Source organism: Agromyces sp. NPDC052230 (assembly GCF_040679595.1).
GTDB lineage: Bacteria > Actinomycetota > Actinomycetes > Actinomycetales > Microbacteriaceae > Agromyces.
In genome coordinates this window covers 117,847-142,263 of the sequence record NZ_JBFAVC010000002.1, presented here as the reverse complement: position 1 = coordinate 142,263, position 24,417 = coordinate 117,847, and the positions used below count along the sequence as shown (strand labels likewise).

Genomic DNA, 24,417 nt, shown 5'->3' with positions numbered 1-24,417 from the left:
ACGTGGATGTGGACGCTACACGAGCGAACGCAGCACGTACTGCAGGATGCCGCCGTTGCGGTAGTAGTCCGCCTCACCGGGCGTGTCGATGCGCACAACCGCGTCGAACTCGACGGGCTGCTTGCCGGCGGGCGAGTGTTCGCTCGGCTCGGCCACGACGTGCACGGTGCGCGGGGTGACGCCCTCGTTGAGCTGCTCGAGACCCGTGATCGAGACGACCTCGGTGCCGTCAAGTCCGAGGGAGTCGGCCGACTCGCCGGCCGGGAACTGCAGCGGAACGACGCCCATGCCGATGAGGTTCGAGCGGTGGATGCGCTCGAAGCTCTCAGTGATGACGGCCTTCACGCCAAGCAGGCTCGTGCCCTTGGCCGCCCAGTCACGCGACGAACCCGAGCCGTACTCCTTGCCGCCGAAGATCACGAGCGGGGTGCCCAGGGCCTGGTAGTTGCTGCTCGCGTCGTAGATGAACGCCTGCGGGCCGTCAGCCTGGGTGAAGTCGCGCGTGTAGCCGCCCTCGACGCCGTCGAGGAGCTGGTTCCTCAGCCGGATGTTCGCGAACGTGCCGCGGATCATCACCTCGTGGTTGCCGCGGCGGGAGCCGTAGGAGTTGAAGTCCTTGCGGTCGACGCCGTGCTCGGTGAGATACGTGCCCGCCGGGCTGTCGGCCTTGATCGAGCCGGCCGGCGAGATGTGGTCGGTCGTGACCGAGTCGCCCAGCTTCGCGAGCACGCGTGCACCCACGATGTCACTGACGGGCGTGGTCTCGAGCGTCATGCCGTCGAAGTACGGGGGCTTGCGCACGTACGTGGAGTCGGCATCCCACTCGAATGTCGCGCCGGTCGGCGTCTCGAGCCCGCGCCAGCGCTCGTCGCCCTCGAAGACGCTCGCGTACTGGTGCGTGAACATGTCCTTGTTGATCGAGTGGTCGATCGTCTGCTGCACCTCGGCGGCATCAGGCCAGATGTCCTTGAGGAACACGTCGTTGCCGTCGGAGTCCTGACCGAGCGGGTCGGTCTCGAAGTCGAAGTTCATCGACCCTGCGAGGGAGTAGGCGATCACGAGCGGCGGGCTCGCGAGGTAGTTCATCTTCACGTCAGGGTTGATGCGACCCTCGAAGTTGCGGTTGCCCGACAGCACCGCGGTGACCGCGAGGTCGTTCTGCTGCACGGCGGCCGAGACCTCCTCGATGAGCGGACCCGAGTTGCCGATGCAGGTCGTGCAGCCGTAGCCGACGGTGTAGAACCCGAGCGCCTCGAGGTCGTCGTTGAGGCCGGCCTTCTCGTAGTACTCGGTGACGACCTTGGAACCGGGCGCGAGGGTGGTCTTCACCCACGGCTTCACCTTCAGGCCCTTCTGCACCGCGTTTCGTGCAAGCAGGCCCGCGGCGAGCATGACCGATGGATTCGACGTGTTGGTGCACGACGTGATCGCGGCGATGGTCACGGCCCCGTGGTCGAGGACGTAGCTGGCGCCGTCGGCCGTCTGCACCTGGATCGGCTTCGACGCCGTCTTCGGGGCGTGACTGCGGTGGTGGTGCAGGTGGTGGCTGTGCTCGTCTTCGGGCGAGTTGCCGGGCGGGTCGGAGGCCGGGAAGGACTCGGCGCCCTCGAGGTCGACGAGATCGTGCGAGACCTCGGCGTAGTTCGTCAGGTCCTCCTCGAACTGCCGCTTCGCCCGGGTGAGCACGATGCGGTCCTGCGGACGCTTCGGGCCGGCGATCGACGGCACGACCGTGGAGAGGTCGAGTTCCATGTACTCCGAGTACACGGGCTCGTGGTCCGCGTCATGCCACAGCCGCTGCGCCTTGGCGTAGGCCTCGACGAGCGCGACCTGCTCTTCGGTGCGGCCGGTGAGGCGGAGGTAGTCAAGGGTCACGTCGTCGATCGGGAAGATCGCGGCGGTGGAGCCGAACTCGGGGCTCATGTTGCCGATGGTCGCCCGGTTCGCCAGCGGCACCGAGGCGACGCCCGAGCCGAAGAACTCGACGAACTTGCCCACCACCCCGTGCTTGCGCAGCATGTCGGTGATCGTGAGCACGACGTCGGTCGCGGTGACGCCCGCGGGGATCTCGCCCGAGAGCTTGAATCCGACGACCTTGGGGATGAGCATCGAGACGGGCTGGCCGAGCATCGCGGCCTCGGCCTCGATGCCGCCGACGCCCCAGCCGAGCACGCCGAGGCCGTTCACCATGGTGGTGTGCGAGTCGGTGCCGACGCAGGTGTCGGGGTAGGCCTGCAGCACGCCGTTCACCTCGCGGGTGAATGCCACGCGCGCGAGGTACTCGATGTTGACCTGGTGCACGATGCCGGTGCCCGGGGGCACGACCTTGAAGTCGTCGAAGGCGGTCTGGCCCCAGCGGAGGAACTGGTAGCGCTCGCCGTTGCGCTCGTACTCGATCTCGACGTTGCGCTCGAGCGCGTTCTCGGTGCCGAAGAGGTCGGCGATGACGGAGTGGTCGATGACCATCTCGGCCGGCGCGAGCGGGTTGATCTTGTTCGGATCGCCGCCGAGGGTCTCGACCGCCTCACGCATCGTCGCGAGGTCGACGATGCAGGGCACGCCGGTGAAGTCCTGCATCACCACGCGTGCCGGGGTGAACTGGATCTCGGTGTCGGGCTCGGCGGTGGGAACCCACGAGCCGAGCGCCTCGATCTGGGTCTTGGTGACGTTCGCGCCGTCTTCGGTGCGCAGGAGGTTCTCGAGGAGCACCTTGAGGCTGAACGGAAGTTTCTCGTAGCCGGGCACGGCATCGAGACGGAAGATCTCGTAGGACTTGTCACCGACGTGGAGCGTGTCCTTCGCCCCAAAACTGTTCACTGCAGACACGATGTCCTCTCCTTCGCGGATCCCGCGGATTTATCTTGACGTCGAGATAACCTTATCACTCGTGGGAGCGGGGTGACGACGGATACACGGCCCGCACGACGAGCCAGGTGAACACCAGCACGAGCGCGTACAGCGGCACGCCCATCAGCAGCCTCGTGGCCCCGAGTGCTTCGACATTGCCCGCGAAGTAGAACGGCAGCTGCACGAGCAGGCGAGCCGCGAACAGCCCCAGCCAGACGAGGGTGAGGAACTGCATGATGCGCAGCTTCCGTTTGTCGGCCCGCCACGCTGTGCCGTCGCCGACGAGGAATCCCACGATGAGCCCGATCAGCGGCCAGCCCACGAGCAGCGACACGAGCAACGCCACGCCGTAGGCCGCGTTCGTGTAGAAGCCGAGCACGTAGTTGTCCTCGGCACGACCCGTCCACAGGGCGAGGGCAGCGGATGCCCCGACGCCGATGAGTCCCGCGATGGCCTGCGACGGCCCGCTCCGACGCACGAGCCGCACGACCGTGAAGACCACGGCGAGCCCGAGCGATGCCACGAGGGCGGGAACGAGCTCCTTCGTGAACGTGTAGACGACGAGGAAGACGAGCCCGGGCAGGATCGCCTCGGCGAGCCCGCGCACTCCCCCGAGCGCTCCGAGCAGGTCGCGCGCGGTCAGCGACTCCTCGCGGGCGATGCCGCCGAGACCGGAGCGCTCGGCCGCGGCCGCGAGCTGCCGGCCGAACTCGTTCGCACCGTTCTGCTCGGGGCTCGGGGCATCCGCTCGATCGTCGTCGGGCCGGCGCGCAGCGTCGGAATCGGACATGGCGTTACGCCGGGGTCGCGCCGGTGGCCGGCATGCGCAGCGGGATCAGGTCACGTGGCGGCATCGGCGTGGACCCGCGCACGACGACGATGGATCGGAAGAGGTCTTCGACCTGGGCTGCCGCGGTGGGATCGACCGCCGCCTCGCCGGCGATGACGCCACGGAGGAACCAGCGCGGGCCGTCGACGCCGATGAAGCGGGCGAGTCGCATGTGCCCCGTCTGCGCCTCGCCGGCGGCGACGGGGATCTGGGCGAGCAGCTCGGGCCCGAAGGTGCCCTCGCGCACCGTGGTCGTGCCGCCCTGGCGGGCGATCTGGTCGGCGATCTGCGTGCGGATCTCGTGCCACAGCCCGCTCGAGCGCGGCGCCGCGAACGGCTGCACCTGCAGGGTGGAATTGGCGTAGTCGAGCCCGATGGCCACGACCCGCTTGGTGCCCTCCTCGACCTCGAGGCGGAGGTGCAGGCCCTCACGGGGCAGCACCTTGACCCCGCCGAGGTCGACGTACGGACGTACCGGGTTGGCCTCCGACTCGTCGAAGGGCCCCGCGGCCGCACGGTCCTCGGGTGCCGACTTCGGCTGGTCGACGGGGACGTCGTCGATGTTCTCGATGTCGCTCACGCGTTCACTCCTGATCTGTGCTCCCCGAATCCCGTCGAACCGAACCCGCCCTCGCCGCGCATGCTGCCGGGGAGGCGCTCGACCTCGACGAACCGGGCACGACTCACGGGCATCACGATGAGCTGGGCGATGCGGTCGCCCGCCTCGATCGTGTACGGCTCGGTCGCGTCGGTGTTGAGGAGCGCCACCTTGATCTCGCCCCGGTAGCCCGCGTCGACGGTGCCCGGCGCGTTCACGATGGTGATGCCGTGCTTGAAGGCGAGGCCCGAGCGCGGAACCACGAAGGCGACGTACCCGTCGGGCAGGGCGATCGCGACACCGGTTCCCACCGTGGCGCGCGCTCCGGGCGCGAGCTCGACGGCCTCGGCAGCGTGGAGGTCGGCTCCCGCGTCGCCCGGATGGGCGTAGGTCGGGAGGCGGTCGGCCGTGATCAGCACATCGACGGATTCGGTCACTGTTCGAGGGTAGTGCAGAAGTCTGATCGAATAGAGCCATGCCCGACTACCGCGAGAAACTGTGGCCGACGCCCTGGATCTACATCGCGACCCTGCTGCTCGTGCCCGCGAGCATCCTCGTGCTCGCACCCGTCTCGATGCCCGCCGGCATCGTCACGGGCATCGTCCTCTACCTCGCGGTGGTGGGGTCGCTCACGTTCACCTCGCCGGTCATCGAGGTCGGCGACGGGATGCTCCGGGCCGGCCGAGCTGAGATCCCGCTCGCCCAGACGGGCGAGGCGACGCCGGCGCTCGACGCCCAAGCGCGCGTCGAACGCGGCACCGGACTCGATGCGCGGGCGTTCCTCGTCATCCGCGGATGGGTGCAGCCGGTCGTCAAGGTGCCGATCACGGATCCGGCCGACCCCACTCCGTACTGGTTGCTCTCGAGCCGTCGCCCGAAAGAACTGGCCGCCGCGATCAATGGATCACGACGGCCGGGTACTGCGGAGCGCGACGTCTAGGAGGCGCACTCCAAGCAGATCGGTCCGAGCTTCGTCTCGTGGTCGATCTGCGAGCGATGCTTCACGAGGAAGCAGTTCACACACGTGAACTCGTCAGCCTGGGGCGGGAGCACGACGACGTCGAGCTCGACGTCGGAGAGATCGGCACCGGGCAGGTCGAAGCCTCCAGGGTTGTCGGCGTCATCGACATCCACCACTCCCGACATCTTGTCGGGGACGCGCTCCTTGAGGGCCTCGATCGACTCTGAGTCGTCCTCGGTCTTCCGCGGTGCGTCGTAATCCGTTGCCATTCCCATCCATTTCTTCGGTGCCGATGATTCGGCGGGCATAGTCTGCATCAATTCGGGTGCGTAAGCAAACCACTTGCGCCGCCCGGCAACCTGCTACGTGCTCAACTTCCGCCGCGCCCGCGCTATTCCCGGTCTCGCCTTCCACGACGTGGCATCCTTGGGCGGAGACGATGGCACGGAAGGGCTTTGTCGCTGATGCAGGAACTCAAGGTAATCGGAGTCGAGAACGGCGCGTTGCTCGCCGCTTCCGACGATGGAGCACGCTTCCGGATCGAGATCGACGAGGTGCTGCAGTCCCGGATTCGTCAGGCGCAGCCCGAGACGCACACCGGACCCAAACCCTCGCCCCGCGAGGTGCAGTCGCTCATCCGCTCCGGCCTGTCGGCCGAGGACGTGGCGCAGGTCACCGGCGCGTCGATCGACTACATCCGCCGCTTCGAGGGGCCGGTGCTCGCCGAACGCGAACACGTCGTGACGTCGGCGCTTGCGGTTCCGGTGCATGTCGCGGCCGAGGTCGATCCTGGCGACGACCCGCCCACGTTCGGCAGCGTCATCCGCGAACGGCTTGCGAAGCTCGGGGTGCACGGCGAGCGTTGGGCCAGTTGGAAGGATGAGGAACGCGGCTGGATCGTCAAGCTCGAGTTCACGGCCGACTCCATCGACCATGACGCGCGTTGGGGCTTCGAGCCGCGCACGCAGGCGCTGCATCCGCTGAACTCCGAGGCCACGACGCTCTCGCAGCAGGGCGAACTGAAGGGCGGCCTGATCCCGCGGCTGCGAGCGGTGGCGGCCGACGCCGAGGAACCGTCCCGGTTCGACAGCGGCGCGTTCACCTTCGAGGAGAGCGATCACGGCAAGTTCGACACCGCCCCGCACCTCGAGCCCCTGCCGTATGCGCGCACGACGCCGCCCGTGTCGAGCCCAGCTGCCTCGCGCGCGGCGATCAAGCGAGCGGATGAACCGAAGCCGACGCTCGGCGAGACGGCCGACCTGCTCGAGGCGCTTCGCCGACGGCGCGGTGAACGCGAGGCGGCGAGCGGGGCCGACCACGAGCAGCAGCAGCCGGTGCTTCCCACTCCTGCACCCGTCGCCGAGACGCCGCCTGCGCCCGAGTCGAAGACGCCCGCCGACGACAAGCCGGGCACCGCGGCTCGTACGCTCTGGGGCGGCAAGCCGGCCACCAGCGCTCCCGCCAACCGGCCGTCGAAGAAGGGCCGCGCGTCGATGCCGAGCTGGGACGAGATCGTCTTCGGCGCCCGCAGCGACGACGACCTGGCCTGACGCCGCAGCCCGCGGCATCCGCTCGCTGTCCTCAGCGCGCCCTCGAAAGTGTCCAATTCTGCGGAGATACGATCCGGCGCGCCGAGGCAGCGCCGGATCGCCCGGGGTGGCGGATCGTATCTCCGCCGCAATGAGCGCGAGTGCTAGTATTCGAACATACGTTCGAATACGTGGAGGTTGACATGCCGCGCGTGCAGGAGGTCGTCGAGGTCTGGACAAGCGACGGCGGCGAGCCCGAGCGTCTCGTCTGGCGTGCGCGCCGCTACCGAGTGACCGATATGCCGACCGCGCTGGTGGGTCCATGCGACTGGTGGGGGCCACTGGCGGGCCATGAGGTGTCCCCGGGCCGGGTGCCGTTGTCGATCTCGGGCTGGCGGTTCCAGGCCAGCGCCGACGACGGTGAGACGCACGTGTTCGACGTCGAACACGACGGCGCGCGCTGGCAACTGGTGCGCGTGTACGACTGACCGGCCGAACCGGCTACGCAGACTTCTCGGCGCGGCGCGGCTTGTGCGGCACGATCGTGGGAGCCGCGTTGTCGAGCACCGCGGCCTTCGTGACGACGACCCGGGCGACGCCCGTCGAGGAGGGCACCTCGAACATGATCGGTCCGAGCACCTCCTCCATGATGGCGCGCAGGCCGCGGGCACCGGTCTGGCGCAGCACCGCGAGGTCGGCGATCGCCTCGAGCGCGGCCTGCTCGAAGTCGAGCTCCACGCCGTCGAGCTGGAACATGCGCTGGTACTGGCGCACCAACGCGTTACGCGGCACCGTGAGGATCTCCATGAGCGCGTCGCGGTCGAGCGGCATCACCGTGGCCACCACGGGCAGCCGACCGATGAACTCGGGGATGAGGCCGTACTTGTGCAGGTCTTCGGGAAGCACCTCGCTGAAGATGTCGGCCTCGTCCTCCTTGCTGTGCAGGGGGGCGCCGAATCCGATGCCGCGCTTGCCGGCACGTGAGGAGATGATGTCTTCGAGGCCCGAGAACGCGCCCGCCACGATGAACAGCACGTTCGTCGTGTCGATCTGAATGAACTCCTGGTGCGGGTGCTTGCGGCCACCCTGCGGCGGCACGGATGCCACGGTGCCCTCGAGGATCTTCAGCAGCGCCTGCTGCACACCCTCACCCGAGACATCCCTCGTGATCGACGGGTTCTCGGCCTTGCGGGCGATCTTGTCGATCTCGTCGATGTAGATGATGCCGGTCTCGGCACGCTTGACGTCGTAGTCGGCGGCCTGGATGAGCTTCAGGAGGATGTTCTCGACGTCTTCGCCGACGTAGCCGGCCTCGGTGAGGGCCGTGGCATCCGCCACCGCGAAGGGTACGTTGAGCTGCTTCGCGAGCGTCTGCGCGAGATAGGTCTTGCCGCAGCCCGTGGGCCCGATCAGGAGGATGTTCGACTTCGCGATCTCGATGTCATCGTGCGCCCGGTCGGCCGAGGTGAGGGTGGTACGAGCCCGCACCCGCTTGTAGTGGTTGTAGACCGCGACGGCGAGGGCCTTCTTCGCGGCCTCCTGGCCGATGACGTACTCCTCGAGGAACGCGAAGATCTCCTTCGGCTTCGGCAGCTCGAACTCGCCGGCCTCGGTCTCGCCGGCCTCGGCGAGTCGCTCCTCGATGATCTCGTTGCAGAGCTCGACGCACTCGTCGCAGATGTAGACGCCGGGTCCGGCGATGAGCTGCTGAACCTGCTTCTGGCTCTTCCCGCAGAAGGAGCACTTGAGCAGGTCGGCGCTCTCCCCGATGCGTGCCATCGAACCCTCCCTGTCGAGTCTGTTTCGAGCCTAGCCCGAGACAGGGCCAGCGGGGCCGAACCGCCACGGATTGGCGGAAAGGAGACGACCGAGGGGCGGATGCGGCATCCGCACCCGCCCCTCGTGGTCGGTGAGCGATCTACCGCGTGAGCGCCGGCAGGGTCTTGCGCGACGAGAGCACCTGGTCGATGAGGCCGTACTCGAGCGCCTCGGCGGCCGAGAGGATCTTGTCGCGATCGATGTCGTTGTTGACCTGCTCCTGGGTGCGGTTCGAGTGACGCGAGAGCGTCTCCTCGAGCCACTCGCGCATGCGCATGATCTCGGCCGCCTGGATCTCGATGTCGGACGCCTGGCCGTGACCCGCCTCCCCCATCGCCGGCTGGTGGATGAGCACCCGCGCGTTCGGCAGTGCGAGCCGCTTGCCCGGCGTGCCGGCGGCCGCGATGACGGCCGCGGCCGACGCCGCCTGGCCGAGCACGACCGTCTGGATCTCGGGGCGGATGTACTGCATCGTGTCGTAGATGGCGGTCATGGCCGTGAAGGAGCCGCCGGGCGAATTGATGTAGAGGATGATGTCGCGGTCGGGATCCATCGACTCGAGCACCAGCAGCTGGGCCATGATGTCGTCGGCCGACGCGTCGTCGACCTGCACGCCGAGGAAGATGATGCGGTCCTCGAAGAGCTTCGCGTACGGGTCCTGGCGCTTGTAGCCGTAGGCCGTGCGCTCCTCGAAGCTCGGCAGGATGTACCGCGAGCTCGGAGCCTGGAAGCCGCTGAAGGCGGTGCCGCCGATTGCAGGGATGTTCATTCGCTCGTTCTCTCTCTTCCTCACGCCTGGGTTCCGCCGCCGCCGGACACGTCGAGTGCGGACTCGCGGATGTGGTCGACGAAGCCGTACTCGAGGGCCTGCTGGGCGTTGAACCAGCGGTCGCGGTCGCCGTCGGCGTTGATCTGCTCGACGGACTTGCCGGTCTGCGCCGCGGTGATCTCGGCGAGCCGCTTCTTCATGTCGAGGATGAGCTGTGCCTGCGTCTGGATGTCGCTCGCGGTGCCACCGAAGCCGCCATGGGGCTGGTGCAGGAGCACGCGCGCGTTCGGGGTGATGTAGCGCTTGCCCTTGGTGCCCGCCGTGAGCAGGAGCTGGCCCATCGACGCCGCCATGCCGATGCCCACCGTCACGATGTCGTTCGGCACGAACTGCATGGTGTCGTAGATCGCCATGCCCGCCGTGATCGACCCACCGGGCGAGTTGACGTAGAGGTAGATGTCCTTCTTGGGGTCCTCGGCGGCGAGGAGCAACAGCTTCGCCGCGATCTCGTTGGCGTTCTCGTCACGAACCTCGGATCCCAGCCAGATGATGCGGTCCTTCAGCAGTCGATCGAAAACACCGGGCTGGGGTGTCACTTCGGCCATGTGTCGCTCCGTTTCGGTTGTCGCGTTCACTCGAATCTATCCGGTGCAACACGCGCCGACGGGGCTGTTCGCCCTAGGCGGATGCGCCGAGTTCCGCCGCGTATGCCGCGACCGACACGCGGTACCGGGAGAGGTGCGGCGCGAGCGCGGCGAGGGCCTCGGATGCCGCGAGCCGGGCGTCGCCCGCAGAGACACGGGCCAGGGCACGGAACGCGACCACCGCGTCGCGGAGCTCGCCGGCCTCGGCCTCGACGGCATCGAGAAGCGCGATCGACTCCGTCGGGCGGCCGAGGTTCCGGATCGTGGACGCGAGCTGGATGTGCGCCTGAACCCGCAGGGATCCCGTGAGCCCGCCGTCGAGGGCAGCGCGGTACAGCGGCTCGGCCTCGGCCTCGCGGTCTGCGGAGTCGCGCGCCCCCGCGCGTTCGAAGAGCGCGATCGGATCGTCGCCCGGCCGTTCGGCGGCGAGTGCGTCGATGCGGCGGATGACCTCGTCGTCGCCGAGTTCGTCGGCGGCCGCCCATACCGCGTCGACGCGTCGCTGCCAGTCCGTCTCCATGCTGCTTTCCCTTCCCGTGACGACCTTTCACCGGATCACGTCGAGTTCACAAGGTCGTCAGCCACCGAAAGGTCGTGGGGGCGACGCGCGAGGACGGACGAGGGCCGGATGCCTCGCGGCATCCGGCCCTCGCATTCGATCGTGATTACTCGGCGTCGGCCTTCTTGGCCGCACGCTTGCGCGCGGGCTTCTTCTCCTCGGCGGCGGCCTCGGCGGGCTCCTCCGCGTCGTCGTCCTTCTTCGCGGCACGCTTGCGCGCGGGCTTCTTCTCCTCGGCGGCGGCCTCGGCGGGCGCCTCGACCGTCTCGGCGGCCTCGGGCTGCTCGCCCTCCGCCGTGTCGTCGGCGTCGGCGTCGGCCACGGCGGTGAACTCGGAGAGGTCGACGGCGTTGCCCGCGGCATCCGTCACCTTGGCCTTACCGAGCGCGATCGCGAGCGCCTTGTTGCGCGCGACCTCGCCGACCATGGCGGGGATCTGGCCGTTCTGGCTGAGCACCTGCACGAACTCGTTCGGGTCCATGCCGTACTGCGCAGCGCCCTGCACGAGGTACTGGGTGAGCTCGTCCTGGCTGACCTGCACCTTCTCGGCCTCGGCGATCTTGTCGAGGACGATCTGCGTCTTGAACGCCTTCGTGCTCGACTCGGTGACCTCGGCGCGGTGCTCGTCGTCTTCGAGACGACCCTCGGACTCGAGGTGGCGGTGCACCTCGTCCTCGATGACGCTGTCGGCGACGGGCACGTCGACGAGCTCGAGGAGCTTGTCGACGAGGAGGTCGCGCGCCTGGGTGCCCTGGCCGAACGACTTGTTGCGCGAGACCTGCTGCTTGAGGCTCTGGGTGAGCTCGTCGAGCGTGTCGAACTCGCTCGCGATCTGCGCGAAGTCGTCGTCGGCCTCAGGAAGCTCGCGCTCCTTGACGGCCGTGACCGTGACGGTGATCTCGGCGGTCTCGCCCTCGTGGTCGCCACCCAGGAGCTTCGACTCGAAGGTCGTGGTCTCGCCGGCGGTGAGCGATTCGAGCGCGTCGTCGATGCCCTCGAGCAGCTCGCCCGATCCCAACTCGTAGGAGATGCCGCTCGCCGTGTCGACCTCGGTGCCCTCGATGGTGGCGACGAGGTCGAGGGTCACGAAATCGCCCGTGGTGGCCGGACGGTCGACGGTGATGAGGGTGCCGAAACGACTGCGGAGACGCTCGAGTTCGTCCTGGACCTCGTCGTCGCCGACCTCGACCGAGTCGACCGTGAGCTCGAGACCGTCGTAGTCGGGAAGCTCGACGTCGGGGCGCACATCGACCTCGATGGCGAGGAGCAGATCGCCCGAGAAGTCCTTCTCGTTCGGCCACTCGACAATGTCGGCCTCGGGGCGGCCGAGGGGGCGGAGCTCGTGTTCCGTGACCGCGGCACGGTAGAAGCCGTCCATGCCCTCGTTCACCGCGTGCTCGAGCACCGCGGCCTTGCCGACCCGCTGGTCGATGATGGGCGGCGGCACCTTGCCCTTGCGGAAGCCGGGCACATTGATCTGCTCGGCGATGTGCTCGTAGGCGTGGGCGATGCTGGGCTTCAGCTCCTCGGGCGTCACCGAGATGGTGAGCTTGGCGCGCGTGGGGCTCAGCTTCTCAACCGAAGTGGTCGGCATGTGGAAGATCTCCTGTTGTGTGGAAGTTCGTGTCGAGCCGCACGGCGACTCGTCGGGGCGACAGGATTTGAACCTGCGACCTCCCGCTCCCAAAGCGGGCGCTCTACCAAGCTGAGCTACGCCCCGAGTCGCTGACTCAACTCGTCGTGCCATCCGCGCGGCACGCCGAAGCATGCAGGAGCACGGATGGACCCCCGAAAGTCTACTGCACGGGCGCCCCGGCGGATGCGACGTCGGAGCGGATGGCCGACGATGCACCGCGGTGACCCCCGAACTGGCGCTGTGGATGGACCGTCGCGGGAGCGTCGGCACGTGGGAGAGTGTGCGCATGACCGACCGCCTGCACCTCGGTGGTGCCGAGGACCTGCGCCGCTGGCCGTCTGATCCGGCGCACCTCATCGACACGACGCGGTGCCCCGCGTGCTTCGCGACCCTGTACTCCACACGATGCATCGAATGCGGACTCGATCTCGGGGTGCCGGCGTCGTCGGAGCTGCTCGCCGCGTCCACGCAGGTCTTCGAGATGGAGGCGGCCAGGCAGCGGATCATCACGGAGATGCGCGACGCCCAACGGGCGCGCGAGCGGCGCGATGTATCGAGCGCGACGTCGATCGCGGCCGGTGCAATTGCGGCCGCGACGGGTGCAGCAGTTTCGGCTCCCGTGCCCGCGGCTGAGGTGCCCGCGGCTGAGGTGCCCGCGGCTGAGGTGCCCGCGCCTGAGGTGCCCGCGCGCGTTGCCGCGCCGCCGGCCCCGCCGCAGTCCGATCAACCAGTCGCTGCGGCTACGCCGGCTCGACGCCGCTCGGGCGTGCAGGTGCTGCTGCTGACACTCGGAGTCGTGCTCATCTCGGTCACGGCGATCGTCTTCCTGTTCGTCGCCTACCTGGTGGCGACCCTCGAGGTGCGGTCGGCCATCATCGCCGGGGCCAGTGTGCTCGTGCTCGGCATCGCGTGGCTGCTGCGAGCTCGTCGTCTGCCGGGCACGGCGGAGGGCGTGGCATCCGTCGCCGTCGTCCTGCTGCTGCTCGACGTCTGGATCGTCCGCGCGAACGAGCTCTTCGGCACGGAAGCGCTGAACGCCGCGGCCTACACGGGACTCGCGTTCGCGATCGTCGCCGGCGTTCTGGCTGCGACGCGGGCAGTGAGCGGCATCCGCGTACCGGGCTTCGCGGCGGCAGCGCTGGCACCGAGCGCCGCATTCCTCCTCGGGTTCGCTGCAGACCCCGGTACCGCAACGGGTGCGTGGCTCGGCGGGTTGGCAGCGCTCGTCATCGGGGCAGCGACGGTCGCGATCTCGCGCCGTTCGCCCGAGCGCGCGATCATGCTGGCTGCGGGGTTCGGCGGCGGACTGGTATCGCTGGCGGCCGCCTACTGGTCGCTTCCCGAGGTGAGCTGGGGAGAGACGTGGGCATTCCTCGCGGTTGCGGCCGGCGCCGTGCTCATCCTCATCGCGATACGCGCGGCACGAACGGCAGTGTCCCCGGAATGGGGACCGGCCGCGGCCATCGGCGCCGGTGCGGCGGCGACCCTCGCCCCGGCCATCGGCATCGTGGCGGAGCTCGACCAGGGGATCGCGATCTGGCTGGCTCCGGCGTCCGCCGGCGCGGTGCTCGCGGCCGCGGCCGGCTTGGTTCGGGCTGCGCCTTCCGGCCGTGCCGAGGCGCGTGCCGCGTTCGTCGCAGCGGCGATCGTGGCGGCGATCGCCGCGATCCCGGGTCTGCTCGTCGGCATCGCCTCCGTGGGCTGGCGGGCGGTCTCGGGCACCTCGCCGTGGCAGGTCGGAGCTGATGAGCGCGTGGCGCTGCATCCCGACGTCCTCGACATCGGCACGATACTGGTGCCGTTCGTCGTCGCGGTGGGAGCCAGCGCGACGATCCTCATCCTCCGGTCGCTGCACCGATTCGCGGTGGTTCCGGTCGCAGCCGCGGTGACGGGTCTGCTCGTGGTGGGGGCAATCGTCCCCGGCGCGGCGGTGCCGAGCACGATCTTCGTCGGCGTCGCCATGTTCGGCCTGCTCGCCGCGTCGAGCGGCTTCCCGGATCGCGTGCCGGGACTGGTGCAGACCCTCGCCGTGTTCGGTGTCGCCGCCGCCGGCCTCGCCCTGTCGACAGCGTACGCGAACGCGGAGGTGTGGCCGTGGACCATGGTGGGTGTGATCGCGACCGCGATCGCCGGCCGCCTGCTGGCGCCCCGCGTGTGGTCGACGGGCGTTGCCGGCGGTGTCGGCTCCGCGCACCTCGTGGTGGCGATGCTCCTGGCCGCGGTGGCCGTGTTCACGCTGCCGTCGTGGATCATCGCGTCGGGATTCACCCCCGTGCCGCCCTGGCATTCGCCGTGGTTCTGGCTCGGCATCGTGGGTGCTGTCCTCCTGGCGGGAGTCGTGTTCGTGCCGCGCCTCTCCGAACCCGATCGCCTCGCCCTCGTGCTGCCCGCACTTGCCGCGACGTCGACCGGCGCGTTCGCGGCGGCGTTCGTCGGGGACACCGACCTCGAATGGCTCCCGGCGACCTTGGCCGCGGTGGTCGTCATCGCCGCGCTGCGCGCTCCGACTCCCCCGCTCGTGCGCCTCGCGTTCGCCATGGTCGGTCCGCTCCTGCTCGCCGTCGGGCTCGAACGCGCACTCGCGGCCGTGCCCGATGCGCCACCGTCCATCCTCGGAGCGGGGGCCGCGGTTCTCCTCGCCGCCGCGATCGCGCCGGTCGTCACGGCGCGCCGCGCGCCGGCCGTCCGAACCGCCTGGTGCGTCGCACTCGGGATCGCCGGACTCGTCGCCCTGCTCGCCGTTCCGACGGCGGGCGACCAGGCATGGCTGCTCCTCGTGCTGCTTGCGCCGGTGCCGCTGCTCGTGGCCGCCCTCGACGGCGACCCGATCGGCGGTTCGTCGCCCAGCCAACACCTCTCCTGGCTGAGCCTCGCGCTCGCGGTGGCCGCGGTGTGGACCCGGCTGGCGGGCGACGGAGTCGACGACGTCGAGGCGTACACCCTCCCCCTCGCCGCGGCGCTCGCCGTCGCCGCCGTGTTGATCACGTGGCGCCGCACCGCCCCGGGATCGACGGCATCCGGCCGCACCCTCCTGCTCGCTGCGGCCGCCGCGGTCACAGTGCTTCCGAGCGTCGCGTCGAGCGCCGATTCCGAACTGCGTCCACTCGTGCTCGTCGCGGCGGGCGCGGTCGTCGCGCTCGCCGCGATCTTCCTGCCCGAGACGGCGCGGGCCGTTCCGATCCGCCTTCTGGGAGTGGTGACCGGGTGGGTCGCGTTCACGGGAGCGGCTCTCGTGCGCGCCTCGGCCATCGCCGTCGGGGAGCCGAGCGACCTGGCGGTGGAGTTCTGGCCGGCGATCGCCCTCGCGGCCGGCGTCGTCGTGGCCGTCGCGTGGGCTCGGACCGGATCGAGCCCGGCCGTCGTCGCCGAGGCCGTGCTCGCGGCATCCGTCGTCGTGGCCTCGATCCCGACCGTGATCGCGATCGTCTCCACCGTCGAGCCGTTCCGCCGTGCGGCGGTGCTCTTCCCGTTGCTGGCCGTGGCGCACATCGTCGGCGCGGCGGCGAGAGTGCGCCCGGTCGCCGGGCCGATCTTCGCGTGGAGCACCCTCGCCGTGCTCGTACTGGGCGGAGTCATGGCGCTCGTGCCGGGCGCGATCGACCCCTTCGACGTCGTCACCGCGCCGATCGGCGTGGCCCTCATCGGCGCCGGTGCGTTCCGGATGCGGCGCTCCCCCGCCCTGGGCAGCTGGCCCGCGGTCGGCCCTGGCCTCGCGGTGCTTCTCGTTCCGGCGCTCATCGCCGACTTCGCGGATCCCGAGCTGTGGCGCATCGTCGCGCTCGGAGTCGTGACCGTGGTAGCCGTCGTGGTGGGAGCCGCCCGGCGGCTGCAGGCTCCGCTGCTGTTCGGCGGCGCGGTGCTGCTCGTGCACGCGATCTCGCAGCTCTGGCCGTGGATCACCTGGCTCTACGAAGCCGTGTGGTGGTGGCTGTGGCTCGGAATCGCCGGCGTCGTACTCGTAGCGCTCGCGGCGACGTACGAGCGGCAGCTGCGGCTCGCCCGCCGGGTCGCGCACACGATCGCCGAGCTGCGCTGAGACCCACTGCGGCACCGACGCGCGGGTGCCCCCGTCACGGCTCGGGCCACGCGATGTACTACGATGATCCAGTGCCTGAACGCGGGCGCGCGCGGATGTAGCTCAATGGTAGAGCCTCAGTCTTCCAAACTGATTACGCGGGTTCGATTCCCGTCATCCGCTCCAATGGCGGGGTGAGCGATTCCGCGGCCAGCGCCGACAGCCGTGCGATCCCGATCGGCTCCTCGGCCAGCAGCGGCACCACCGCGATCCGGTCTGCCGTCTGCTGCACGCGATCCAGCTGCTCGAGCTCGTTCCGGGCACGCTTCCGCAGGAACGGCGAGCGCGGATGCGCGGCGGCGATCGAGGTGTTCACGATCCAGGCCCACGGGTGGATGCCCGCGCGTTCCAGGTCGCGCTGCAGTTCCTCGGCCTCCAGCACGGGCGTGGTCTCGGCCAGCGTCACCAGGATCACCTTCGTGTGCGCGGGGTCCTGCAGCCGCATCATCGGCGTGACGCCGGCGGCGCCGCCGAGCTGGCGAGTGATGTCTCGATGGTAGGAGCCGGTCGCGTCCAGCAGGAGCAGCGTGTGCCCCGTCGGCGCCGTGTCGATCACGACGAACTTCCGACGCGATTCGCGGATCGCCTGCGAGAACTCGTGGAAGACCGCGACCTCCTGCGTGCACGGCGACATGAGGTCCTCGGCGAGCGCCGCCCGACCGTCGGCATCGAGGTCCTTGCCCTTCGTGGCCATCGCCCGGTCGCGGTATCGCTGCACGGCCGAGTCGGGATCGATGCGAGATACCGTGAGCCCGGTCGCCCCGCCGTCGAGCGTCTCGGTGAGGTGCGCCGCCGGATCGGTGGTGGTGAGCAGCACGTCGTGCCCCCGCTCGGCGAGGGCCACGGCGACGGCAGCCGCGATCGTGGTCTTGCCGACGCCGCCCTTGCCCATGCACATGACGAGCCCGTGGCCGTCGTGCTCGATCTCGTCGACGAGGACCGACAACGGTGCATCTGCCACGGTCTCGATCGCGACCGGCGCCGCGCCCTCGTCGGGCGCCGCCGCGGGCTCGAAGAGCGTCTGCAGGGCGTCGACGCCCACCACGTTCGAGGGCTTCAGGTCGATGAGGTCGCGCGGCAGCGCCGCGATCGCCGCGGGGATCGCTGCGAGCGCCTCGTTCTCTCGCGCGCGCACGGCTGCCGCGATCGGCTCGTCGCCCGCGACATCCGGAAGCACGCCGTTGATCACGACGTAGCCGTCGGACATGCCGATCTCGGTCAGTTCCGCGAAGGTGCGGTCGATCTCGCCGAGTGCCGACGCCTGGGCCCGGCTCACGAGCACGAGCCTCGTGCGCGACGGGTCGGTGAGGGCGCGCACGGCACCCGAGTATGCGGCCTTGTGCTTCTCGAGGCCCGAGAGCGGGCCAAGGCAGGAGGCGTCGCCGCCGCTCGTGAGGAACTCGGTCCAGGACCCCGGCAGCTGCAGCAGCCGGATCGTGTGCCCGGTGGGCGCGGTGTCGAAGATGATGTGGTCGTAGTGCCCGTAGGCGCCGTCATCGGTCAGCAGATCGGTGAACTCGTCGAAGGAGGCGATCTCGTTGGTGCACGAGCCCGACAGGCTCTCGGTGATCGTCGCGATCTCATGCTCGGGAAGCACGCCGCGCACGGGCCCGATGATGCGCTCGCGATACGCCTCGGCCGCCTGCTCGGGATCGATCTCGAGCGCCGACAGGCCGGGGACCGACGGGATCTGGGTGATCGTGTTCCCGATCGTCAGGCCGAACACCTGACCGAGGTTCGAGGCGGGGTCGGTGCTCACGAGCAGCACCCGACTCCCCCGTGCCGTCAGCTGAACAGCGGCCGCGCAGGCCACCGAGGTCTTGCCGACACCGCCCTTGCCGGTGAAGAAGAGGAACCGGGGCGCGGCATCGAGGAAGCGCATCGACATGCGTCCAGTCTCACACCCTCGTGTCAACCCCGCCCCCGGCTGAGCCGGGCCGTTCGAGAAATACCGGGGCACGCGCGTAGCGTTGCCAAAAGGACAGACGCTCCAGGGAAGGTGGACAGGATGACCGACACGAAGACCGCACCGAAGAAGACCACGAAGGCGGCCGAATCACCCAAGGCCACCAAGGGCTCGAGCGCGGATGTCGCGGCCGGGGTCGCCCAGTACCTCACGCCCGTCGTGCAGGAGCTCATCGCCCTCGCCGTGAACGGCAAGCAGGCGCACTGGCACGTGCGCGGTGTCAACTTCGTCGCCGTGCACGAGCTCCTCGACGACGTCGTCGCCCACGCCCAGGGCTGGGCCGACGTGGCCGCCGAGCGGGTCGTGGCGCTGGGTCTCCCGGTCGACGGCCGACTGAAGGCCGTCGCCGACAAGAGCGGCGCCGTGAACCCGAAGCTCGGCTTCCAGCCGTACGACGAGGCGATCGCCGATGTGATCGCGCAGATCGACCTCGCCACCGAGAAGGTCAACGACGCGATCGAGGGCCTCGAAGAGCTCGACCCAACGAGCCAGGACGTCGCGATCGAGATCCGTCGCGGTCTCGACAAGGACCGCTGGTTCCTCTTCTCGCACATCTCGGTGAAGTAGCGATTCCGCGGGCGTACGGGGGTCATGCCGGAATCGCGGCATGACCCCCGCCGCCTCCGCCGCGCAGCCCTGACGACTGTGTAGGGTCGGACCGTGCGAGCGGTCGTGTATGAGCGATACGGGTCGGTGGACGAGCTCGAACTCCGCGACGTGCCGGTACCGAAGCCGGACCACGGTGAGGTGCTGGTCGAGGTGGTCGCCACCTCGGTGAACCTGTCGGACTGGGAGGCCCTGCAGGGGAGTCCGGGCTACGCCCGTTTCGGCGGGCTTCGCCGACCGCGGCGACGCATACTGGGATCCGACGTTGCGGGGAGAGTGGCGGCCGTGGGTGAGGGCGTCACGCGGTTCGGCATCGGCGACGAGGTGTATGGCGACAACATCCCGCGACTCGGCGGCTTCGCCGAGTACGTCGCGATGCCCGCGTCGGCCCTCGCGCGGAAGCCCCGTGCCCTGACGTTCGAGGAGGCCTCGACGATCCCACAGGCCGGCGCCATCGCCCAGCAGGCCGTCGCGCTGGCGTCGCCGGGCCAGCACCTGCTCATCAACGGAGCCGGCGGCGGCTCCGGCTCGTTCGCCATCCAGCTCGCCGCGCGTACGGGCGTGCACGTCACCGCCGTCGACAATGCGGACAAGCTCGACTTCCTCCGCGACCTCGGCGCCGACCGTGTGATCGACTACCGCGTGAGCGACTTCACCCGATCCGGCCCCTACGACGTGATCGTGGATCTCGTTGCACATCGCTCGGTGTTCGCCTATCGCCGTGCACTCGCCCGGGGCGGGCGGTGCGTCATGGTGGGCGGCACGCTGCGCACGATGCTGCGGATGCTGACCGTCGGCACGCTCCTCGGGGCCGTCACCGGCGCGCGTCTCGGGGTGCTCTTCGTGCGGGAGGGTCCCGAACACTTCACCGCCCTCGCCGAGCAGTGCGCGGCCGGCGAGATCCGCATCAACATCGACCGCGTCTTCGACCTCGCCGAGGTTGCCGAGGCGCTCACGCGGCACGGCACGGGGAAAGCCCTCGGCAAGGTCGTCGTCAGCGTCTCGAACGCGTGACGCGAGGATGTCGGTCGGTCGCGCGGCATGCTGACCCACGCCCCGCCTCGGCCGGCTGCGCTGCCGCGGCATCCCCGATGGCGGCCGGTCGGGCCCGGGTGCAGAATGCCGGTATGGCGGATGCTCCCGGGCCCGACGCGTCTCCGCCGGCATCCGAGCCGGCGGCCGCTCTCACCGACGCGCAGAAGTCGCTGCGCGCCCAGCTGCTCGCGACCGAGCACTGGAGCCTCCTGGCCTCCCGGTCGACGACGCAGAGCGAGGTGCTCACCCGTATCGCGATCTTCCTCACGCTCGTCTCGGCCGGCCTCGTGACCCTCGGCGTGCTCGGCAATGCGACGGAGTTCCGCGGTTGGTTCGGGGTCGCGGCGCTCGGCGTGCTGTTCCTGCTCGTCCTGCTCGGCGTCATCACGCAACTGCGGGTGTTCAACACGGCGACCGAGGACCTCGTGTACGTGCTCGCCATGAACCGCCTCCGTGGCGCCTACCTCGACCTCGACCCGGGGCTCGCCCCGTACTTCATCACGGGCACCTCCGACGACCAGGCGGGTGCGATCAAGACGTACTACGCGTTCGCCGACCGCAATCGCACGCAGGTCCCGGCGAGTTCGATGATGGTGATGCTCGTCGTGAACACCGCGCTCGTCGGGCTCTTCGTGGGCGCCCTCCTCTACGCACTCACCGGCTCGGTGGGTTGGGCGATCGCCGTCGGCCTCGTCGCGGCGATCGCCCAGTTCGTGGTCTGGATGTCGTGGGGATACCGCCAGTACCGGCACGTGCTGCGCACCCACGAGCCCATCCGGCGCAGCAGCGACGAGACGCCGCCTACCGCTGCAGCCAGGTGAGCACGGCGAGCACGCGCCGGTGGTCGGTGCCGGAGTCCTCGAGGCCCAGCTTCTGGAAGATCGAGGTCACGTTCTTCTCCACGGCGCCGATGCCGATGTAGAGCTGCTTCGCGATGCCCGCGTTCGTGCGGCCCTCGGCCATCAGCGCCATGACCTCGCGTTCGCGTGGCGTGAGCGTGGCGAGCGGGTCGCCCCGCCGTGACAGCAACTCGGCGACCACCTGGGGATCGAGCACGGTGCCGCCCTCACTGATGCGCTGCACGGCGTCCTGCAGTTCGTCGAGCGAGGCGACGCGGTCCTTCAGGAGGTAGCCCATGCCGCCGTTTCCCGACGAGAGCAGCTCGTGCGCGTAGGTGCCCTCGACGTACTGGCTGAGCAGCAGCACGCCGAGGCGCGGCATCCGTCGGCGCAGTTCGATCGCGGCCCGAACGCCCTCGTCGCGGAACGTCGGCGGCATGCGTACGTCGAGCACGGCGACGTCGGGGCTCGTGGTCTCGACCTCGGCGAGTAGCGAGTCGGCGTCGCCGTACGATCCGACGGTGTCGAACCCGGCTTCGTCGAAGAGCCGCACCAGCCCCTCGCGCAGCAGCACCGAATCCTCGGCGAGCACGATGCGCAAGGGGCTGGGGGCGGCATCCGTCATGCCGTCCAGACTAGCGACGAGCGTCAGGCGGTGCCGGATGTCGCGACGGGCGGGAGCGGCACGAACGGCACGTGCGCGCCGATCGAGGTTGGCCCGCCCGCGGGGCTGTCGATCACGAGCAGGCCGCGCAGGCCGCGGACGCGCTCATCGAGCCCGGCGAGCCCGTGGCCCGGTACGGCGGAGGCGCCGCCGCGACCGTTGTCGGTCACCCACACGTCGATCCAGTGGCCGGCGGCGCCCTCGTCGCGCGTCGTCACCCGCAGCCGGATCGCGCTCGCCTCGGAGTGCTTCGCGGCGTTCGTGAGCAGTTCGGCCGCGATGAAGTACGCGTTCCGCTCGATGGGCGCGGGCAACGTCACGTCGTCGAGGTCGATCTCCACGGTGACCGGTACCGGGCTGCGGAGGGCGAGCGACTCGAGCGCGACCGCGAGCCCGCGGTCCTGCAGGATCGGCGGCGCGAACCCGCGCGACAGGGCGCGCAGCTCGTCGAGGGTCTCGCGGGCCTGGTCGCGCGCTTCGCCGAGGAGTTCACGCGCCGACTCTGGATCACGCTCGAGCTTGCGCTCGATGGCGGCGAGGTCCATCTGCAGCCGCACGAGCCGCTGCTGCGGGCCGTCATGGATGTCCCGCTCGAGGCGGCGGAGCGACGCGTCCTCGGCCTGCACGGCCGCGCCGCGGGAGGCGGCGAGCTGCGCGACCTCGACCTCGAGGGCCTCAGACCGCCACGCGCCGAGCAGCCCCCGGGCGATGACGTCGTGCAGGAGCGTGAGGCCGCGGAAGACGAACGGCAGCAGCACGAGGAAGACGACCCCGAGGATGAACTCGAACACGCGCTCGCCGAAGACCGGATCGATCTCGAACGTGTTGCCCGGGAAGATCCAGTCGAGGATGACATCGTGGAGGAACAGCCCACGATCACCGTCGGGGATGTAGCGCTGCCAGATCCAGCCCGTGGTGCCTGCGAGCGCCACCGAGGTCCACGCGACCGTGACCGCCCAGGTGAAGATGCCGACGATGGGGTTGATGATCATGCCGTGCAGCAGGTACAGCCAGTAGTGGCCGTCGACGAACGGTGCGACCAGCGAGCGCCAGAACCCCTGGTCGCCACCGGTCTGCTGCCAGCGCGGCGGCGCGATGGGCCGCATGCCCGCCCACCGCAGCCGCATCAGCTCGAACATGCCGAACCCGCGTGCCACGTAGAGCGAGGCGACGATGAGGAAGATGCCGAAGACGATGAAGATGCCTCCGAGGCCCGTGAAGAACAGGCTCGTCAGCAGCGCCAATCCGGTGATCACGATCGGCAACGAGAGGATGAGGAACCCGAATTCGCGGGGCACGCTCGCCCACAGGGCGCCGTACCCGCGACGCCGGGGCGGGGCATCCGCTCGCTCGGCGGTGGTGTTGCTGGTCGTGTCGCTCGTCATGCGATCGATGCTCGCGCTCTCAGTGCTCATGGTGCGTACTTCCTTCTGTCATGGTGGCAGACTGACCGGGCTCGACGACGGCGAACTGGCCCATCATGCCCTGGTCCTCGTGCCACAGGAGGTGGCAGTGGTACATGTACGGGGTGTCGGGATCGGCGTAGTCCTCGAAGCGGAGGATCAGTTCGATCTCGGTCTCGGGGGTGGCGAAGACGGTGTCCTTCCATCCCGCGAGGTGCGGCGGCGGCGGGGCGCCGTCGATGGACGCGATGCGGAACTGCACGTCGTGCACGTGGAAGCTGTGCGGCATCTGGCTGGTGTTCTCGATGACCCAACGCTCGGTCGTGTCGACCGTGACGGTCTCGTCGACGCGGCCCATCTCCATCTCGTCGCCGTTGAGCTGGAAGCCGTCGAGCGTGAACGTGCGCGTCGTCGCGACCTCGCTCGTGTCGACCGGCGGCAGCTCGCCGAGATGCTCGGGCAGCGCTGGCGACGGGCCGAGCGTGTCGGCAGCACGCAGCTCGAGCACGTCGAACGCGTCGGTGCCGCCGTTCATCGCCGCGATCGAGTCGATCATGCCCGCGGCCTCGGCCGTCATCTCGGATCGCAGCACGAGCCGCTCCCCCGGGGTCGGACGCACCAGCAGCTCGGCACGCTCGCCCGGAGAGAGCATGATGTGGTCGAGTTCGACGGATGCCTCGAGCAGCCCGCCGTCGGTGGCGATGAGCTCGACGGGGCGGCCGTCGCTCCACGTGAACGCGTAGCTGCGTGCCGTCGACGCGTTGAGCAGGCGCAGCCGCACCACCTCGTCGGCCACGTCGAGGTAGGGACCGCGCGTGCCGTTCACGAGGAGCTCGTCGCCGAGCGCCCCGGCGAAGCCTCGTTGCGCGTCGTCGCGCACGCCGTCGCCCGAGAAGCCGGTGTCCTGCACGATGACGGGCACGTCGTCGACGCCGTAGTCCCGAGGCAGCGGCAGTGCCCGCTCGGCGTCGTCCTGGACGAGGAACATGCCGGCGAGTCCGCGCTGCACGTGCGACTCGGTCTCACCGTGCGGGTGCGGGTGATACCAGAGCGTCGCCGCCTGCTGGTCGACCTGCCACTCGGGCGACCACGTGGCATCCGGGCCGACCATCTGGTGCGGACCGCCGTCCATCTCGGCGGGCAGGTGCATGCCGTGCCAGTGCACGGTCGTGGGCTCCTGGAGCGAGTTGGTGACATCGACGCGCACGCGTTCGCCACGCTCGGCGATCAGGGTCGGGCCGAGGTACGAGCCGTTGAAGCCCCACGTGTCGCTCGGGGAGCCAGGCGTGAACTCGGTCGTGCCCGACCGCGCCTCGAGGGCGAAGACGCGCGTGCCGTCGGCGTCGACCGTGGACTCGGCGAGCGGCGGGATGGCGAGCGGCGTCTCGAAGTCGACCTTGCCGATCGTGGAGACCGGGGTCGGCCCGACGATGCCGCAGCCGGCGAACGAGACGGCGACGAGTGCGCCCGCGGCGAGTGCCGCGAGCGCACCGGCGACGGCTCGGGGCCGGCGGATCGGGGTGGGATTCGAACGTGTCGGCATGTACCCAGCGTCGCGATCACGACGCCGACGCCCCAGCCGGTGCGCGCCCGGATCGGTGCGGGGGTTATCCCCCGCGCATCCGCCGCGTCAGGGCGC

Annotated in this window: 21 protein-coding genes and 2 tRNA genes; 8 read left to right on the top strand and 15 right to left on the bottom strand. The window is 69.7% G+C overall.

Going from position 1 to position 24,417, the window contains the following annotated elements; genetic code table 11:
* Positions 1-15 precede the first annotated feature (15 nt).
* The 4 genes from acnA to dut are packed head-to-tail and all read right to left on the bottom strand — an operon-like array spanning position 16 to position 4,711.
* A complete protein-coding gene (gene acnA, locus AB0K73_RS05885; protein ID WP_360511583.1) occupies positions 16-2,826 on the bottom strand; it encodes an aconitate hydratase AcnA in 2,811 nt (936 codons plus the stop codon).
* A 55-nt stretch (positions 2,827-2,881) separates the two neighbouring features.
* The gene (locus tag AB0K73_RS05880) at positions 2,882-3,637 is read right to left on the bottom strand and encodes a DUF3159 domain-containing protein (protein WP_360511581.1); all 756 of its coding nucleotides are present in this window, start codon (positions 3,635-3,637) and stop codon (positions 2,882-2,884) included.
* 4 nt (positions 3,638-3,641) lie between these two features.
* On the bottom strand, positions 3,642-4,256 hold the full coding sequence (locus AB0K73_RS05875) for a DUF3710 domain-containing protein (protein WP_360511579.1): 615 nt from the start codon (positions 4,254-4,256) through the stop codon (positions 3,642-3,644).
* Positions 4,253-4,711, bottom strand: coding sequence for a dUTP diphosphatase (gene dut / locus AB0K73_RS05870; RefSeq protein WP_360511577.1), 459 nt, complete (start codon positions 4,709-4,711; stop codon positions 4,253-4,255). The genes AB0K73_RS05875 and dut overlap by 4 nt, the downstream gene beginning before the upstream one ends.
* A gap of 38 nt (positions 4,712-4,749) precedes the next feature.
* On the opposite strand from dut, the gene AB0K73_RS05865 reads away from it, so the two are divergent.
* Positions 4,750-5,214: a DUF3093 domain-containing protein gene (locus tag AB0K73_RS05865; protein WP_360511575.1), complete on the top strand. Its 465-nt coding sequence runs from the start codon at positions 4,750-4,752 to the stop codon at positions 5,212-5,214.
* Here AB0K73_RS05865 and AB0K73_RS05860 read toward each other — a convergent pair.
* Positions 5,211-5,504, bottom strand: a complete 294-nt coding sequence (locus AB0K73_RS05860; protein WP_056729312.1) for a DUF4193 domain-containing protein — start codon at positions 5,502-5,504, stop codon at positions 5,211-5,213. The genes AB0K73_RS05865 and AB0K73_RS05860 overlap by 4 nt on opposite strands.
* A 195-nt stretch (positions 5,505-5,699) precedes the next feature.
* Between AB0K73_RS05860 and sepH the strand changes: the two genes are divergently transcribed.
* Both sepH and AB0K73_RS05850 read left to right on the top strand, forming a co-directional pair.
* Positions 5,700-6,785 carry a septation protein SepH gene (gene sepH, locus AB0K73_RS05855; RefSeq protein ID WP_360511573.1) on the top strand — a complete coding sequence of 362 codons (1,086 nt, stop codon included), beginning with the start codon at positions 5,700-5,702 and terminating at the stop codon, positions 6,783-6,785.
* 182 nt (positions 6,786-6,967) lie between these two features.
* Positions 6,968-7,252 carry a hypothetical protein gene (locus AB0K73_RS05850; protein WP_360511571.1) on the top strand — a complete coding sequence of 95 codons (285 nt, stop codon included), beginning with the start codon at positions 6,968-6,970 and terminating at the stop codon, positions 7,250-7,252.
* Between the two features lie 13 nt (positions 7,253-7,265).
* Here AB0K73_RS05850 and clpX read toward each other — a convergent pair whose 3' ends face one another.
* The 6 genes from clpX to AB0K73_RS05820 form a co-directional block, all read right to left on the bottom strand.
* On the bottom strand, positions 7,266-8,543 hold the full coding sequence (clpX, locus tag AB0K73_RS05845; protein ID WP_360511569.1) for an ATP-dependent Clp protease ATP-binding subunit ClpX: 1,278 nt from the start codon (positions 8,541-8,543) through the stop codon (positions 7,266-7,268).
* 139 nt (positions 8,544-8,682) lie between these two features.
* Positions 8,683-9,351: an ATP-dependent Clp protease proteolytic subunit gene (locus AB0K73_RS05840; RefSeq protein WP_360511567.1), complete on the bottom strand. Its 669-nt coding sequence runs from the start codon at positions 9,349-9,351 to the stop codon at positions 8,683-8,685.
* A gap of 20 nt (positions 9,352-9,371) precedes the next feature.
* A complete protein-coding gene (locus AB0K73_RS05835) occupies positions 9,372-9,956 on the bottom strand; it encodes an ATP-dependent Clp protease proteolytic subunit (protein WP_360511565.1) in 585 nt (194 codons plus the stop codon).
* A gap of 73 nt (positions 9,957-10,029) precedes the next feature.
* A complete protein-coding gene (locus AB0K73_RS05830; protein WP_360511563.1) occupies positions 10,030-10,515 on the bottom strand; it encodes a tetratricopeptide repeat protein in 486 nt (161 codons plus the stop codon).
* Positions 10,516-10,660: 145 nt separating this feature from the next.
* Positions 10,661-12,148, bottom strand: a complete 1,488-nt coding sequence (gene tig, locus AB0K73_RS05825; protein ID WP_360511561.1) for a trigger factor — start codon at positions 12,146-12,148, stop codon at positions 10,661-10,663.
* Positions 12,149-12,200: 52 nt separating this feature from the next.
* Positions 12,201-12,274 (bottom strand) — tRNA-Pro (locus tag AB0K73_RS05820).
* Positions 12,275-12,476: 202 nt separating this feature from the next.
* On the opposite strand from AB0K73_RS05820, the gene AB0K73_RS05815 reads away from it, so the two are divergent.
* Both AB0K73_RS05815 and AB0K73_RS05810 read left to right on the top strand, forming a co-directional pair.
* Positions 12,477-16,226 carry a hypothetical protein gene (locus tag AB0K73_RS05815; RefSeq protein WP_360511559.1) on the top strand — a complete coding sequence of 1,250 codons (3,750 nt, stop codon included), beginning with the start codon at positions 12,477-12,479 and terminating at the stop codon, positions 16,224-16,226.
* A gap of 91 nt (positions 16,227-16,317) precedes the next feature.
* Positions 16,318-16,391, top strand: a tRNA-Gly gene (locus tag AB0K73_RS05810).
* Here the strand turns inward: AB0K73_RS05810 and arsA are convergent.
* Positions 16,360-18,147, bottom strand: a complete 1,788-nt coding sequence (arsA, locus tag AB0K73_RS05805) for an arsenical pump-driving ATPase (RefSeq protein WP_360512283.1) — start codon at positions 18,145-18,147, stop codon at positions 16,360-16,362. The two genes, AB0K73_RS05810 and arsA, sit on opposite strands and share 32 nt — an antisense overlap.
* Before the next feature lie 126 nt (positions 18,148-18,273).
* Between arsA and AB0K73_RS05800 the strand changes: the two genes are divergently transcribed.
* The 3 genes from AB0K73_RS05800 to AB0K73_RS05790 all read left to right on the top strand — a co-directional run bounded on the left by AB0K73_RS05800 (position 18,274) and on the right by AB0K73_RS05790 (position 20,693).
* Positions 18,274-18,798, top strand: a complete 525-nt coding sequence (locus AB0K73_RS05800; RefSeq protein WP_360511557.1) for a DNA starvation/stationary phase protection protein — start codon at positions 18,274-18,276, stop codon at positions 18,796-18,798.
* Between the two features lie 93 nt (positions 18,799-18,891).
* Positions 18,892-19,851: an NAD(P)-dependent alcohol dehydrogenase gene (locus tag AB0K73_RS05795; RefSeq protein ID WP_360511555.1), complete on the top strand. Its 960-nt coding sequence runs from the start codon at positions 18,892-18,894 to the stop codon at positions 19,849-19,851.
* Between the two features lie 113 nt (positions 19,852-19,964).
* Positions 19,965-20,693 carry a hypothetical protein gene (locus tag AB0K73_RS05790; protein WP_360511553.1) on the top strand — a complete coding sequence of 243 codons (729 nt, stop codon included), beginning with the start codon at positions 19,965-19,967 and terminating at the stop codon, positions 20,691-20,693.
* On the opposite strand, the gene AB0K73_RS05785 is transcribed toward AB0K73_RS05790, so the two are convergent.
* The 3 genes from AB0K73_RS05785 to AB0K73_RS05775 are packed head-to-tail and all read right to left on the bottom strand — an operon-like array spanning position 20,674 to position 24,321.
* Positions 20,674-21,336 (bottom strand): response regulator transcription factor, encoded by a 663-nt coding sequence (locus tag AB0K73_RS05785; protein ID WP_360511551.1) that lies wholly within the window; start codon positions 21,334-21,336, stop codon positions 20,674-20,676. The two genes, AB0K73_RS05790 and AB0K73_RS05785, sit on opposite strands and share 20 nt — an antisense overlap.
* Positions 21,337-21,359: 23 nt before the next feature.
* Positions 21,360-22,790: a sensor domain-containing protein gene (locus AB0K73_RS05780; protein ID WP_360511549.1), complete on the bottom strand. Its 1,431-nt coding sequence runs from the start codon at positions 22,788-22,790 to the stop codon at positions 21,360-21,362.
* Complete coding sequence (locus AB0K73_RS05775; protein WP_360511547.1) at positions 22,780-24,321, bottom strand: multicopper oxidase domain-containing protein; 1,542 nt, start codon at positions 24,319-24,321, stop codon at positions 22,780-22,782. Before AB0K73_RS05775 ends, AB0K73_RS05780 begins: the two co-directional genes overlap by 11 nt.
* Between the last annotated feature and the right edge of the window lie 96 nt (positions 24,322-24,417).